12 protein-coding genes and 1 pseudogene are annotated in these 14,721 nt (G+C 65.1%); 6 read left to right on the top strand and 7 right to left on the bottom strand.

Annotation, left to right across the window (positions count from 1 at the left end; translation table 11 throughout):
* Positions 1-51 precede the first annotated feature (51 nt).
* From METRZ18153_RS0103775 to METRZ18153_RS0103750, 6 genes are all read right to left on the bottom strand, one after another.
* Positions 52-1,362: an OmpP1/FadL family transporter gene (locus METRZ18153_RS0103775; protein WP_020163466.1), complete on the bottom strand. Its 1,311-nt coding sequence runs from the start codon at positions 1,360-1,362 to the stop codon at positions 52-54.
* Positions 1,363-1,434: 72 nt separating this feature from the next.
* Positions 1,435-1,836 (bottom strand): acyl-CoA thioesterase, encoded by a 402-nt coding sequence (locus tag METRZ18153_RS0103770; RefSeq protein WP_019919576.1) that lies wholly within the window; start codon positions 1,834-1,836, stop codon positions 1,435-1,437.
* The gene (locus METRZ18153_RS0103765; protein ID WP_020163465.1) at positions 1,833-3,797 is read right to left on the bottom strand and encodes a 3-hydroxyacyl-CoA dehydrogenase NAD-binding domain-containing protein; all 1,965 of its coding nucleotides are present in this window, start codon (positions 3,795-3,797) and stop codon (positions 1,833-1,835) included. Before METRZ18153_RS0103765 ends, METRZ18153_RS0103770 begins: the two co-directional genes overlap by 4 nt.
* The gene (locus METRZ18153_RS0103760) at positions 3,794-5,077 is read right to left on the bottom strand and encodes an acetyl-CoA C-acetyltransferase (protein ID WP_020163464.1); all 1,284 of its coding nucleotides are present in this window, start codon (positions 5,075-5,077) and stop codon (positions 3,794-3,796) included. The genes METRZ18153_RS0103765 and METRZ18153_RS0103760 overlap by 4 nt, the downstream gene beginning before the upstream one ends.
* Before the next feature lie 9 nt (positions 5,078-5,086).
* A complete protein-coding gene (locus METRZ18153_RS0103755; protein WP_020163463.1) occupies positions 5,087-7,567 on the bottom strand; it encodes an acyl-CoA dehydrogenase in 2,481 nt (826 codons plus the stop codon).
* Positions 7,568-7,658: 91 nt separating this feature from the next.
* On the bottom strand, positions 7,659-8,297 hold the full coding sequence (locus METRZ18153_RS0103750; protein ID WP_232415957.1) for a TetR/AcrR family transcriptional regulator: 639 nt from the start codon (positions 8,295-8,297) through the stop codon (positions 7,659-7,661).
* A gap of 252 nt (positions 8,298-8,549) precedes the next feature.
* On the opposite strand from METRZ18153_RS0103750, the gene METRZ18153_RS0103745 reads away from it, so the two are divergent.
* From METRZ18153_RS0103745 to ccoG, 6 genes are all read left to right on the top strand, one after another.
* Positions 8,550-8,918 (top strand): cupin domain-containing protein, encoded by a 369-nt coding sequence (locus METRZ18153_RS0103745; RefSeq protein WP_020163461.1) that lies wholly within the window; start codon positions 8,550-8,552, stop codon positions 8,916-8,918.
* A 53-nt stretch (positions 8,919-8,971) separates the two neighbouring features.
* The gene (locus METRZ18153_RS0103740; RefSeq protein ID WP_020163460.1) at positions 8,972-10,405 is read left to right on the top strand and encodes an aminotransferase-like domain-containing protein; all 1,434 of its coding nucleotides are present in this window, start codon (positions 8,972-8,974) and stop codon (positions 10,403-10,405) included.
* 134 nt (positions 10,406-10,539) lie between these two features.
* Positions 10,540-11,289, top strand: coding sequence for an FRG domain-containing protein (locus METRZ18153_RS20475; RefSeq protein WP_081629058.1), 750 nt, complete (start codon positions 10,540-10,542; stop codon positions 11,287-11,289).
* Entirely contained in the window at positions 11,286-12,362 is a 1,077-nt protein-coding gene (locus METRZ18153_RS20470) for a DUF262 domain-containing protein (RefSeq protein WP_081629057.1), read from the top strand. Before METRZ18153_RS20475 ends, METRZ18153_RS20470 begins: the two co-directional genes overlap by 4 nt.
* 80 nt (positions 12,363-12,442) lie before the next feature.
* Entirely contained in the window at positions 12,443-12,766 is a 324-nt protein-coding gene (locus METRZ18153_RS0103735; RefSeq protein WP_020163459.1) for an antibiotic biosynthesis monooxygenase family protein, read from the top strand.
* A 117-nt stretch (positions 12,767-12,883) separates the two neighbouring features.
* Entirely contained in the window at positions 12,884-14,440 is a 1,557-nt protein-coding gene (gene ccoG, locus METRZ18153_RS0103730) for a cytochrome c oxidase accessory protein CcoG (RefSeq protein WP_020163458.1), read from the top strand.
* On the opposite strand, the pseudogene METRZ18153_RS21250 reads toward ccoG, so the two are convergent.
* Positions 14,365-14,673: pseudogene (locus METRZ18153_RS21250) on the bottom strand (PEP-CTERM sorting domain-containing protein); the annotation flags it as partial. The gene ccoG and the pseudogene METRZ18153_RS21250 sit on opposite strands and share 76 nt — an antisense overlap.
* Positions 14,674-14,721: the final 48 nt, after the last annotated feature.

Genomic DNA, 14,721 nt, shown 5'->3' with positions numbered 1-14,721 from the left:
GGCGGTCCGGCCGCGCGCGGCGACCGGACCGGGTACGACAGGAAGGACGGATCAGAAGCGGGTCGAGTACTGCACGCCGAGGATGTCGACCGAGTTCTCGTACTCGCCGACCAGCGTGCCCTTGAGCAGCGCGCTGCCACCGTCGTTGTTCACCTTCGCGTCCTTGACGAACAGGTGGGCGTAACCGACGTCGACCGCCGAGGTCGCATTCGGGCGCCACTGCAGGCCCAGCGACAGCCAGACGCGGTCCTCGTCCGGCACGCGCGGCAGACGCGTGGTATCGCGCACCGGCGTCTGATCCCAGGCGAGGCCGAACTTCAGGCTCAGGGCATCGGTGTAGGCATAGGTGCCGCCGAAGGCGACACGCCAGGTATCCCGCCAGCGCAGTTCCTCGGTCGTCACGTTGACGCCATCGACCCGATTCACCGCCAGTTCCTGGAGCGTCGACCAGCCGGTCCAGCTGATGTCACCGAGCATGGTCCAGCGATCAGAAATCTTCTGTGCGACGCTGAAGGTGGCCGTATCAGGCAACTCGACGTCGGCGGTCACATCGCCGCCACGTCCTGCGTTCAAGGCCGTCGCCACGATGTTGCCGGTAGCATTCAGGCCGGTGAAGCGAGCCGTGCCCTCGAGCTTGTAGTCCATCTTCGAGCGGTAGGCTGCGCCGAGGCGGGTGGTATCCGATACCTGCCACATCAAACCCGCATTCCAGCCCCACGCGGTGTCATCACCCTTGATCCGGCCGCTGGCGAGCGATCCCGCCAGACCCGGGTTGGTGACGAGGTTGGTCAGGTCAGCGTCGATGCGCTGGAAATTCACGCCGATACCGATGGACAGCACGTCGTTCACCTTGAATGCGATCGACGGATTGATGTTGACGGTCTTGATCTCTGACTTCACGGCATGGAAGCGGCCGACCCAGTCAGCGCCGTACTCCGTCTTCAGGCCGAACGGGGCGCCGACGCCAAGACCCGCAAACAGACGGTCGGTCAGCTGCCAGGTCATATAGCCCGCAGGAATGGCCGCCCAGTCACCGGCATCACCGCCATTACCGCCGATACCCTGACCTGGCGGCACGGTTGAGCCCTGGTTGTCGAACTTGGCGGAGGGCCGCACGAGATCGACTGAGAAGGCCACATTGCGCCCGGGCAGCAGCGTCATGCCGGCGGGGTTGAAGAACACGGTGCTGGCGTCCTCGGCGACCGCCGCGCTGCCGGCGTAGGCGTTACCGAGGCCGCTCGCATTGCCTTCGAGCAGCTGGAAGGCGGCGGCGTGGCTGGCGGTCGAGCCGAAGGCGCCGATCGCCAGGGCCAGAACCTTCATCGTGGCACCGTGGCTGCGGCGCTGTTTCGTCTGCGTCATGACTCCTCCTCTGTGCGTCGTAAATGGTGCTGCGCTCACGGCGTGTCCCTGCACAGGGCACACCGAATACTGTCAGGACTGTTCGGGCGCGATCAGTCTCTTGCTGCCGTCCTCGTTCACCGCGACATAGGTGAGCTGCGCCGAGGCGACCTTCAGGATCTTCACATTGTCATAGCCGGTTTCTGCATAGACGTCGACATCGACCGTGATCGACGTGGTACCGACGCGCGCGACGCGCGAGTAGAAGGACACGAGGTACTGGGTCGTGATCGGCTGCAGGAAAACGAATGAATTGACCGCCACCGTCACCACGCGGCAGCGCGTGCGGCGCATCGCGGCGATCGATCCCGCGACGTCGACCTGGGACATGACCCAGCCGCCGAAGATGTCGCCGGCGGCATTGATGTCGCGCGGCATGGGCAGCATGCGCAGCGCGGGTTGTTCTTCAGGAAGGTGTTCGATGTTCTGGCTCATGTACGACTCTGATGTTGCATTGCGGAAACCGCATGATAGTGCAGTGGTCCGCCGGTATAGGGGGCGAAGCCGGCGCCGAAGATGAGGCCGGCGTCGGCCAGGTCGGCATCGGCCACCACGCCCTGCTCGACGCAGCGGCGCGTCACCCGGATCAGCGGCTCGACCAGCCGTGCCGCCAGTCCCGCCGGCACGGTGGCAGCGCCGGTGCGCACCGGTCGGCCATCCTTCCAGACATAGAAGCCCTGCCCGCTCTTGCAACCGAGGTGCCCGGAATCCACCCGCTGCTGCAGGCAGGCCGGCGCGGTCGCGCCGCCGGTCAGGCGGGCGCCGGCGGCCATTGCGATGTCGAGGCCCACGGTATCGGCCAGTTCGATCGGACCCATCGCCATGCCGAAATCGAGCGCTGCGCGATCCACTCCCTCTGGCGCCATCCCTTCGTCGACGCATTTCATCGCTTCGAGCATGTAGGGACCGAGCACGGCATTGACCAGGAAGCCGGGCGCGCTGGCCACCGGCAGCGGCAGCTTGTCGAGCGCGCCGACGAAGGCGGCGGCGCGCTGCACCGCGAGCTCGAAACTGTCGGCGCCGCGCACCACCTCGACCAGCGGCATCTTCGCCACCGGGTTGAAGAAATGGATGCCGACCAGCCGGCCGGGCACGTGCAGCGCCTGCGCGATGTCCTCGACGCGCAGGCTGGAAGTATTGGTGGCGAGCAAGGCGTCGGGCCGGGCACGTCGTTCGATGTCGTGCATCAGCGCCCGCTTGGCGTCGAGGTCCTCGTAGATCGCTTCGATGATCAGGTCGGCACCGGCGACGCCGGCGCCGGTCGGATCCGGAATCAGCCGGTCGAGCGCGTCGCGCTGCGCCTTGCGGTCGCGGCGGAACTTGCGCGCAAATGCCTTCGCCGCCCGCTGCATCGCCGGCGCGATGCGCGCCAGCCCGTTGTCCTGCAAGGTCACATGGAAACCACGGAGCGCACACCAGGCAGCGATGTCGCCACCCATGACACCGGCGCCGACGACATGCACGCGACGGATGGGCGGCAAGCCGGCCTCGCTCTTCGCGTAGCCGCGCAGCCGTTCGCGCAGGTGATAGACGCGCTGCAGGTTGGGCGTGGTCGGGTGGGCCACCAGTGCCGCCATCGACGCCGGATGCGCAGCCGGCACAGCCAGCGCGTTGCCGCCGAAGTCGCGCCACATGTCGACGATGGCGTAAGGCGCCGGGTAATGCTCTCGACGCGCCTTCTTCGCCACGCCTTCGAGCGCCTTCTTCGCCACGATGCCGCGCAGCGGGCCGAGCAGCAGGCGCTGCAGCAGCGGCAGCGGACGACGCGCCGGGTCGGCCAGCACGCGGGCGCGGGCGTGCTCGCGCATCAGTCGCGCCGGCGCGATCTCGTCGACCAGACCCGCCGCCTTCGCCCGCTTCGCGTCGAGTGCACGGCCGGTCAGCATCATGTCCAGCGCGGCCGGCGCGCCGATGCGCTGCGGCAGCCGCAGCATGCCGCCCCAGCCGGGCACGATGCCCAGCAGCACCTCGGGCAGCGCGAAGCGGGTGCCCGGCTCATCGACCGCAACGATGTGGCGACAGGCGAGCGCCAGTTCGGTGCCGCCGCCGACGCAGAAGCCGCGCACCAGCGCGCAGGTCGGGTAGCGCACCGCGGCCAGCCGGTTGAACAGGTTCCAGCCGCGGCCAACGATGTCACGGGCGCCGGCTTCGTCCTTCACCGCGCCGAATTCGCCGATGTCGGCACCGGCGATGAAGCCGCTCGTCTTGCCAGACAGGATGACCAGCGCACGCGGCGGTGCGGCGTCGAAGGCGTCGAGCAGCAGACCAAGCTCGCGCATCGCCTCGCCGGACAGCGTGTTCACGTTCTCGCCGGCGCGGTCGAACACGAGCCAGACGAGGTTGTCCTCGTCGCGTTCGATGCGCCAGTGCTTCAGATCGCTTGCATGCGCGCTCATGCGGTTTCCACCAGCATCGCACCACCCTGTCCGCCACCGATGCAGATCGAGGCCATGCCGCGGCCACCGCCACGACGCTTCAACACGTGCAGCAGATGCAGCACGATGCGCGCGCCACTGGCGCCGACCGGGTGACCGATCGCGATCGCGCCACCGTCGACGTTGAGGCGTCGCTCGTCCAGCGTACCGAGCGCGTGTGACAGTCCGAGCTGTTCGCGGCAGTAGCTGTCGCTCTTCCACGCCTCGATGCAGCCGATGACCTGGGCGGCGAAGGCTTCGTTGATTTCCCAGGCGTCGAGGTCGTTCAGTCCGAGGCCGTGACGCTGCAGGATGGGCGTCGCGGCATGCACCGGGCCCAGCCCCATCTGCGCCGGATCGAGCGCCGCCCACTGCACGTCGAGGATGCGGCCGAGCGGCTTCAGGCCGTACTGGTCGACGGCCTTCTGCGAAGCGAGCAGCAGCCAGCTCGCGCCGTCGGTCACCTGCGAACTGTTGCCGGCGGTGATGTGGCCGTGCTTGCGGTCGAACACCGGGCGCAGCTTTGCCAGGCGCTCGACCGAAGAGTCGCGGCGCATGCCGTCGTCTTCGGCGTACAGCTTGCCGTCGCGGTCGGTCAGCGGAACGATTTCGCCGAAGCAGCCTTCGTCGAGCGCGCGTGCCGTGCGCTGGTGCGAGCGCATGGCGTAGAAATCCATCTGCGTGCGGCTGATGGCGAACCGCGCTGCGAGATTCTCGGCGGTCTGGCCCATATTCAGTCCGATCACCGGATCGGTCAGTCCCTTGATCAGGCCGATCACCGGCGCCAGCATCGCCGGCCTGAACTTCGTGATCAGAGACGCGCGCTGGCCCAGCGTCTTCGCCGCGTACCACTGCGACAGCCAGCGCACCATCGCGTCGGAAAACAGCAGGTGAGCGCGCGACAGCGCGTCGACACCGCCGGCCAGCACCAGGTCGGCGCGGCCGCGCTGGATGTTGGCCAGACCGGAATCGAGTGCCTGCATGCCGCTGGCGCAGTTGCGCATCACCGTCCAGCCGGGCACGCGATCACCGCAGCCCATGCGCAGCGCGGCGATGCGGCCGATGTTCGCTTCGTCGGCCGACGGCGCGGCGCAACCGAGGATGACTTCATCGAGCTGGTCCGGCCGGAAGGGCTGGCGCGCCAGCAGCGCGTTGCCGGCCGCCACCGCGAGGTCTGCGGCAGCGAGAGGCCCGGGCGCGTTGCGCGATTTCAGAAAGGGGGTGCGTGCCCCATCGACGACGAATACTTCGGGAAACGACATGAACACTCCTCAGGCGGCGAGCGCGGTGACGTTGCGCGCTTCAGCCGGCGTCGCAGGCACGGCGTCGACGCCGAAGTCCTGCGCGAAATCGTCCACCTTAACCACGCGGTCGCGCAGTTCGTCGCGCCGGGTGACCAGCGCGAATTCCTGCGCGTCGATGACGCCGGCCTCGAAAGCGGCACGCATCATGCCCGGCCCGCGCGCCTTCAGTTCGCCGCGCTTCTGTGCCGCGCGTACCTTGGCCTCGATCGCCTCGGCGGCGACCGTGGCTTTCAGCGCGTGCTCGATGGCACCGACCGCGTCGTGCTCGTCCTGCGGTACGTACATGTCGGCGGTCAGCCGGTCGCGCGTCGCCGACGGCTCGATCAGCAACTTCGCCACCTCGCCGCCGAGGCGGTCCGACGGCACCACGTAGGGCCGGCCGAGCGGGAAGATGAGGCGGCGCAGCAGCATGCCGATCAGGCGGTTCGGGAAGTTGGAAATGACGCCCTCGAACGCGGTCTGCGCGTGGAACATGGCGTCCCAGATCGCCCAGTGCATCAGCGGTGCGTCGGCGGCCTGCCGGCCTTCGGCCTCGTAGCGCTTCAGCGTGGCCGAGCACAGATACATCAGCGACAGGATGTCGCCCAGCCGCGCCGACAGCTTTTCCTTGCGCTTGAGGTCGCCGCCCATGGTCAGCATGGCGGCGTCGGCGATGAAGGCGAAGGCGGTCGAGAAGCGGGTGAGCTGCTGGTAGTATCGCCGCGTTTCCGGCGCGAGGTCGCCCGGCACGCCGACCCAGTGCGAACCGGTCAGGCCGGTGATCAGCGTGCGCACCGCATTGCTCGCGGTGTAGCCGATGTGGGCGAACAGTGCGTCGTCGAATTCCCTGAGAGCTTCCGGCGTATCGTCGGCCAGTGCGGCGCGCATCTCGCGCAGCACATAGGGATGGCAGCGGATGGCCCCCTGACCGAAGATGATGAGGCTGCGCGTCAGGATGTTCGCGCCCTCGACCGTGATGCCGATCGGGATCTGCTGGTAGGCGCGGCCGAGGAAGTTCGACGGGCCGAGGCAGATGCCCTTGCCGCCGAGGATGTCCATGCCGTCGTTGACGACGATGCGGGCGCGTTCGGTGATGTGGTACTTGACGATGGCCGACACCACCGACGGCTTCTCGCCGAGATCGATCGCCGACGCCGTCATCCGCCGCGCGGCGTCCATCATGTACAGGTGGCCGCCGATGCGGGCCAGCGGCTCCTGTATGCCTTCGAAGCGGCCGATCGCGGTCTTGAACTGGCTGCGCACGCGGGCATAGCCACCGACGGCACGCGCGGTGAGCTTGGCCATGCCGGTGTTGGAGGCTGGCAGCGAGATCGAGCGGCCGGCGGCCAGACACTCCATCAGCATGCGCCAGCCCTGCCCGGCCATCGCCGGACCGCCGATGATCCACTCCAGCGGCATGAACACGTCACGCCCCCAGTTCGGGCCGTTCTGGAACACCGCGTTGAGCGGGAAGTGGCGACGGCCGATCTGCACACCCGGGTGATCGGTCGGGATCAGCGCGCAGGTGATGCCGATGTCTTCGGTATCGCCGAGCAGGTGATCGGGGTCGTACAGGCGGAAAGCGAGGCCGAGCAGTGTGGCGACCGGGCCCAGCGTGATGTAGCGCTTGTCCCAGGTCACGCGCATGCCGAGTACTTCGCGGCCTTCGTGCATGCCGCGGCAGACGATGCCGTAGTCCGGAATCGACGCCGCGTCGGAACCGGCCTGCGGGCTGGTCAGCGCGAAGCACGGAATCTCCAGCCCCTTGGCGAGGCGCGGCAGGTAATGATCCTTCTGCGCGTCCGTGCCGTAATGCAGCAGCAGCTCAGCCGGGCCGAGCGAGTTCGGCACCATCACCGTCACCGCCGAGGCGGAGCAGCGCGTCGACAGCTTGGTCACGATCTGCGAATGCGCCCAGGCCGAGAATTCCTTGCCGCCGTACTTCTTCGGAATGATGAGGCCGAGGAAGCCCTTGTCCTTGATGTACTGCCAGGTCTCGGGCGGCAGGTCTTTCAGCTCGTGCGAAATGCGCCAGTCGTCGGACAGACGGCACAGCTCATCGACCTCGTTGTCGAGGAAGGACTGTTCTTCGGCGCTCAGTTGCGGTTCCGCGTAGGCGTGTAATTTCTGCCAATCGGGATGCCCGCGGAACAGTTCGCCTTCCCACCAGACGGTGCCCGCTTCGAGGGCAATGCGTTCGGTATCCGACATCGGCGGCAGGATGTTGCGGTACACCGCGAGCAGTGGCCGCGAAATCAGTGCGCGGCGCAGCGGCACCAGATTCAGCAGCAGCGCCGGAATACCGACCAGCACGGCGACGGTGACGCTGGCCGCGACCGACCAGTCGAAATGCAGTGCCGCTGCGACCAGCCAGGCGGCCAGCGCCGCGGTGATCAGCAGCAGCGGCGCGCGCAGGTAGGCCAGCGTGAGCAGGCCAAGCGGCAACAGCAGAAGAAGCGTCCAGGTCATGTGTATCTCCTCGTCCGGTCATGCTGCTGCGATACGCGCGCAAGGCGCTTATGTCCGCAGTCTAGTTGCAATCGTCCGGGCTTTCGCCCCATCAGTTCGATTCCGGCAACGGCGCGCGCAGGCCGCCGAGCAGGAAACTCATCAATCGCGGCACCATGCGCGCCATCGCATCCGGCTCGTCGATCTGCACGCCGGTCATCACCTGCAGCGTGTCGATGCCGGATACCGCGTAGGACATGGCGCCGAACATGAAATGCAGGCGCCACACGATGTCCTCGACCGGCACCGCCGGCAGCGCGCGGCTGAGGGCGTCGCGATAGCGGCCGATCACCGGCGCGTACTCGGTCGCCAGGCACTCGCGCACCACCGCCGACGGCTCGGTGAAAGTGCGGCCCAGCAGACGCATGAATTCGCGCCCCTGTTCGCTTTGTGCCGCTAGCGCCAGCGAACCGCTGAAGAAGCACTCGACGATCACCCGCGCCTTGACCGGCGCATCGCCGGCGGCGGCTTCCGCTTCGTCGAGCGCCTGCATGCGCAGCGCGTTCAGCGGTCGCAGCCCGCGCAGCAGCACCTCCTGCACCAGCACGTCCTTCGATCCGAAGTGATAATTGACCGCCGCCAGATTGACGCTGGCCGTGGTCGTGATCATCCTCATCGAGGTCGCCTCGAAACCGTGCGCGGCAAACAGTGACTGCGCCGCATCGAGGATGCGGAGGCGTGTTTCGGTCACGGAAAGTCGATTGCGGCGGGCGTCCATCGGGTCAGGCACGGCCTTGTGTTCAAACGTTCGTTTGAATCTAGACCCTCGAATCGCCGCTGTCAATCTTGCACTGCCGCATGAAGCGGAACCGCGGCGGCTACCTCTTTCGGGGCATTGTCCTGCGCCGCCCCCACCCGAATAATCGGCCTCCACTTCCGCGCCGCCCTCGGCACGACATCGCCCCGGGCGGATCGCGGTGACCGCACATTCAGGAGGCCTCTCATGCCGGACGCACCGGTGAAGTACCCGAAACAGCCACTGGTCGGCGACGGCGGACCAGGCGTGCACTGGATCACCCGCCCCGACCCCAAGGGCTGGACCGAGCCGGTCCTGATGGAATGGGAATTGCGCGGCGAAACCTGGACCGACGAGCACGCGCACGACGAATACGCCTACGTGCTCGAAGGCCGGCTGTTCGTCGAGTCGGACGGTGTCACCGTCGAGGCGACCACCGGCGACACCGTCTGCGTGCGCGGCGGCTCGATCGGCCGCTACTACGCGCCGGAATACGCCCGCATCCTCGGCATCTACGGTCCCAACCCCGCCGGCGGCGGCACCCGGCTGCTCGGCTTCCAGAAGCTGACCGGCTGAAGCGCGGTCGTCGGCGCGGTCTGGCGAGGCATGGCGCCTGATAGCATCGGCGCATGACGCTCTACCAGGATCTCGCCGACCGCACCGCGCAATTGATCGCCGACGGCGTGCTGCGGCCGGGCGACCGCCTGCCCTCGGTACGCCACGCCTGCCGCGCGCACGACCTCAGCCCGATCACCGTCACGCAGGCCTACGCACTGCTCGAAAGCCGCGGCCTGGTCGAGGCGCGCCCACGCTCCGGCTACTTCGTGCGCGCCCGCCTCGGTCAGCGCCTGCCGGAACCGGCCATGTCGCGACCGGGCCAGCGCTCGACCGCGCTGCAGGTGAGCGACTTCATCTTCGAAATTCTCGACAGCGTGCGCGACCCGGCCGTCGTGCCGCTGGGTTCCAGCTTTCCGGCACCCGAGCTGTTCCCGCTCGACCGCCTCGGCCGCGCCCTCGCCGCCGCCGCGCGCCGCATCAAGCCGCAGGACACGCTGACCGACTTGCCGCCGGGCCACCCCGAACTGCGCCGGCAGATCGCGCTGCGCTACCTCGGCCTCGGCGCCGACGTGGCTCCTGACGACATCATCATCACCAATGGCGCGATGGAGGGACTGAACCTCTGCCTGCAGGCGGTGACCCGGCCGGGCGACCTGATCGCGGTCGAATCGCCCACCTTCTACGCCGGCCTGCAGGCCGCCGAGCGGCTCGGGCTCAAGGTGATCGAGGTTCCCAGCCATCCACGCGAAGGCCTGAACCTCGCCGCGCTCGAACAGTTGCTGAACAGGCACCCGGTGCGCGCCTGCCTGTTCATGCTGAACTACGCCAACCCGACCGGCGCCTGCGTGCCCGACGACGGTCGCCGCCAGCTGATGGCCCTGCTCGACCGCCACGACGTGCCACTGATCGAGGACGACGTCTATGCCGAATTGCACCACGGCGAACAGGCGCCCTTGTGCAGCAAGGCGCTGGACCGCGACGGCCGCGTCATGCACGTGTCGTCCTTTTCCAAATGCCTGGCCCCCGGCTTCCGCGTCGGCTGGGTCGCCGCCGGCCGTTACGCCGACACGATCCGCCGGCAGAAACTGTCATTCAGCCTCGCCACACCGGTCGCGCTGCAGCACGCGCTGGCCGATTACCTCAAACAGGGCGGCTACGACCGCCACCTGCGCACGCTGCGCGCCACCCTGCGCGCGCAGCAGGCCACGCTGGTCGCCGACGTCGAAGCGCACTTCCCCGCCGGCGCCCGCATGGCGGAGCCCGCGGGCGGCTACTTCCTGTGGCTGGAACTGCCGGAGGTCTGCGACACGCTGGCGCTGCACCGCGAAGCACTGGCAAGAGGCATCAGCATCGCGCCCGGGCCGATCTTCTCCGCGCAGCGCGAATTCAGGAACTTCGTGCGGCTGAACTTCGGGCATCCGGATACGGAGGCGCGTCGGGACGCTATGCGACTACTGGGTAGCTCAATCGCAGAACCGCGACAAGCGCAACCACAACCCGATTGATTTGCGATAGTTGAGCGACTCGACGACAAGTAACAGACGTCGCTCACGAGAACGCCGAAAAACCGAGAACATCTGCTTCTAATATGCCGTGCAAATCGCATACACTCGCAAAATACATATATTGATCATCCATCATGCCCGTAAAAAAGATTTCTTCAGTCGCTGACCTCCTTGACGCACTTGAGACCGATCACGGAGCTTACGAGGGGGCGCTGTGGTTTAGAGGGCAAGCGGACGCGAACTGGGCACTGTTGCCCGGATATCTAAGACTCTCGAATCCGCCTTCTGAATCTACACTTCTCAAGCGCTTCAAACAAAGCGCAGCAATGCTTTTGGATCGCGACCCAAAGGACTCGTTTGACTGGCTATTCCTAATGCAGCACTACGGCCTGCCAACACGTCTACTCGATTGGAGCGAGAGTCCCTTGGTGGCTCTTTACTTCGCAGTGACTGACCCGAGCACTTCTATGGAGACCGACGCAGCGCTGTGGGTGTTACAACCTACGGAGCTGAACCGTAACGCGAAGATCGATGATGCAACTGAGCCGTTCTTCATCCCATCTTTCGACGACGAAGAACTGAGAAATTACTCGTTGGAGAGCCTTTCCCAGGGGCCAAAGCGCACCAGACTGCACCCCATTGCAACCATAGCCACTCGCAACAACCCACGAATACAAGCACAACTCGGCGTTTTCACTATTCATCACTTAGACGACACACCGATTGAGAGAATAGGGGATTGCGCCCACATTACGTACTACCAAATCCCGTCAGCGGAAAAGCCGAAAATACAGAAACAACTACAACTCCTCGGCTTCTCAAAATTCACGATGTTCCCTGAACTTTCCAGTGTTGGCGACAACATAAAGCGAGGCCTTAAATGAGTTACATCGAGACCTTTCCCGTACAACACAGCACGATCATAAGGATCTATTCTGAACGAGAGGAAATTCAACTCGACCCGGACTATCAGCGCATGGGCGGGGTTTGGACGCCAGAAAAGAAAAAACTCCTCATAGACTCGATCCTAAACGATTACGACATTCCGAAGATTTATTTTCACGCATTCTCTCGAGAACAGCGAAAGACAACGGGTTACTCGTACGCCGTAATCGATGGCAGGCAACGTTTAGAGGCAATATGGCAGTTCATCGAAGGAAAATTCGGCCTTGCAGATGATTTTGTTTACCAGAACGACGAGAGTATCAACCTAGCTCGACTGGGATACTCAGATATCGCAGCCAATTATCCGAAAATAAAGATCAAATTTGATTCTTTTGTACTTCCTGTGGTTGGTGTGAGCACGGATGATCAAGAATTGATAGAGGACATGTTTTCGCGACTCAACGAGGCAGTTCCGCTAAATGCCGCAGAGAAGCGGAACGCGATTGGAGGGGAACTCGTCGCAGCTATTCGATCATTGTCTTGCCACGATTTTTTCAAGAACAAAGTAGCATTTGGAAACCGCCGCTATCAACATCAGGAGGCGGCCGCGCGACTTCTACTGGTGGAAGAGGCCTCGCGAGTCATGGGTAAGCTCATAGATACAAAGAAGGAGTATCTCGATGCCTTGGCACGCAACTATCGCAGCGAGAAATCCGCATTTGTCGCTGACATATACGGTGCAACCGTCGATGTTCTTAACTTGATGTCAAGAGTTTTCATAGAGCGTGATGAACTGCTTCGAGCTCAGGGCAATACCGTCGTCTACTATTTACTATTCAAGAGTGCTTTACTGAATGGAGAAGAGGAAAAAATAACCCGTCAGGCACTCTTCTCATTCCGAGATCTCGTGCGAGAAAATAGAATTCGCGCGGAGGATAATTACGCCGAAGCCCGGTTCGAACTACTTGAGTATGACCGTCTTTCTCAACAGGGCACTAATGACGCCTCCAATATCCGAGAGCGGCTCCGAGTGCTAGCTGATTTCATTGGAATAGGACAGATAGCTGCTTGAATCTGCAGATGCATTAGAGGAGCTGCGGGGATTTCACTCAACGTTTAATTAATTCTTTCTCTCGGCGCTTGCGTGATTATATGTACACCTCCACCTTCACCTTCGCCAAAGGCCAGTACGACGAAGACTTCCACGCGCTGGACGCGGTCATCGCCGAGGTCGCCCGCGCCATTCCCGGCTACCTCGGCGAGGAAGCCTGGGAGAACGCCGAAACCGGGCTGATCTCGAATGTCTATTACTGGGATTCGATGGACGCGCTGCAGGCGCTGATGACTCACCCGGAGCACATCAGGGCCAAGCAGCTGCAGGCGCGTTGGCTCAAGGGTTACCAGGTCGTGATCGCGCAGGTGGTGCGCACCTATGGCGACAAGGGCATCCCGCATCCGCTGGCGTCGGTCACTTGACCCGCATCAAGAGGCACGACGGATTCCATCTGTGCCCATATTGATTCAACTCCGCTGAATCTGTCCCTGTCCGCCTGCGGCGGGTGTACTGCCGGCATCCCTTTCCGGAGCCTGCAGATGAACACCGACACGACGCTGGCGGGAGGCGCGGTGCGCGCCGTGCCGCTCACCTTCCATCCCCGCCCGGGCACCGTGCATGCGCGCGCGGTGTCCGGCCGTTTCAACACCTGGCGCTGGGCCATGGTGTGGCTCACCCAGCTCGTGTTCTACGGTGGCGTGTGGCTCACCTGGCGCGACGGCGACACGGTGCGGCCGGCTCTGTGGATGGACATTCCGCACGAGCGGCTCTACCTGTTCGACCAGGTGCTGTGGCCGCAGGACGCGCTGCTGTTCGCCTTCGTTCTCATCGTCGCGGCGCTGGCGCTGTTCTTCGTGACCGCGCTGGCCGGGCGGCTGTTCTGCGGCTTCGCCTGTCCGCAGACGGTGTACACGATGATGTTCACGTGGGTCGAGGCGCGCATCGAGGGAAAACCCGCCGCGCGCCGTGCGCTGGATGCCGCACCGTGGGCCCCGCGCAAGGCGGCGATCAAGGGCGCCAAGCACGCGCTGTGGCTCGCGCTGGCGGCGTGGACCGCGATCACCTTTGTCGGCTACTTCACGCCGATACGCGATCTGCTGCCGCGCCTCGCCATCTGGGACGTCGGCATGTGGGAGGGCTTCTGGCTGCTGTTCTACGCCGCCTTCACCTATCTGCAGGCCGGCTTTGCGCGCGAATCGGTGTGCCAGCACATGTGCCCGTACTCGCGCTTCCAGGGCGTGATGACCGACGCGCACACCCGCCAGGTCGGCTACGACAGGCGGCGTGGCGAGCCGCGTGCATCCGCCCGCAGCCGCGGCGCCGGCGACTGCGTGGACTGCACGATCTGCGTGCAGGTGTGCCCGACCGGCATCGACATCCGCAACGGCGTGCAGTACGCCTGCATCAATTGCGGCCTGTGCATCGACGCCTGCGACACGGTGATGGACAGGGTCGGCCGTGCGCGCGGCCTGATCCGCTTCGCGTCGGAAAACGCGCTGTCCGGGCGCGGCGCGACGACGGTACAGCCACGCGTGAAGATGTACGCCGTGCTATTCCTGCTGTTCGCGGTGCTCGGCGTGTGGCAGATGGTGACCCGACCGGAAGTACGGCTCGACGTGCTGCGCGACCGCGGCGTGCTGATGCGCGAGACGGCGGACGGCCGCATCGAGAACGCCTACCTGCTGAAGGTGGCCAACCTGACGCGTGAAGAGGTCGAATATGTCGCACAGATCGATGGCCTGCCGGGTGCGACCATCGTCGGCAACACCCGGCTGCGCGTCGCCGCGAACAGTGTGGCCAGTCTGCGGCTCACCGTGTCGGCGCCCGACGACGGCATGCTGCGCGGCGCACAGCCGCTGGACATCGTGGTCGCCCGACTGGGGCGGCCGGATGAGAACGCCAGCGAGCGCAGCCGCTTCCTGTTCCGGCTGCGCCGGTTCCGTTCCAGTCGCCGAAGGCGAGAAAACGCCCCAGTTCAGCGCTTCGCGGCGCGCCGGCGCGTCGCCAGGAGTGCCAGTCCCGCACCGAACATCGCCCAGGTTTCCGGCTCCGGCACGGCCACGATGTGGGCGACGAAATACGCCGGACCGTTGTAGCCGGCGCTCCAGTCCGCGTAATAGGCCCAGATCGCTTCGGCATCGGCCGAAATACCCGGGCGCTGACCCCAGATCTGCAGGCCGGCATTCGTTCCAAGACTCACTGGTGTCGCACCCGGCGCGTCGAAACCGCTTTCGTTCACGGTCCAGTATGCGGTGCCGGTGCTGAGGGTCTGCTGGCCGTTGGCGAAACGGAAGCCGTCGCCGCTGATCGAGAAATCCGCGAGGAACATGGCCGGACCGCTGAACACGTTACGCGCGTGAATCAGCAGGTAGTAGTC

The organism is Methyloversatilis discipulorum, assembly GCF_000385375.1.
Classification (GTDB): domain Bacteria; phylum Pseudomonadota; class Gammaproteobacteria; order Burkholderiales; family Rhodocyclaceae; genus Methyloversatilis; species Methyloversatilis discipulorum_A.
The sequence above is the reverse complement of the archived record's forward strand: the minus strand, read 5'-3'. Positions and strand labels throughout refer to the sequence as shown.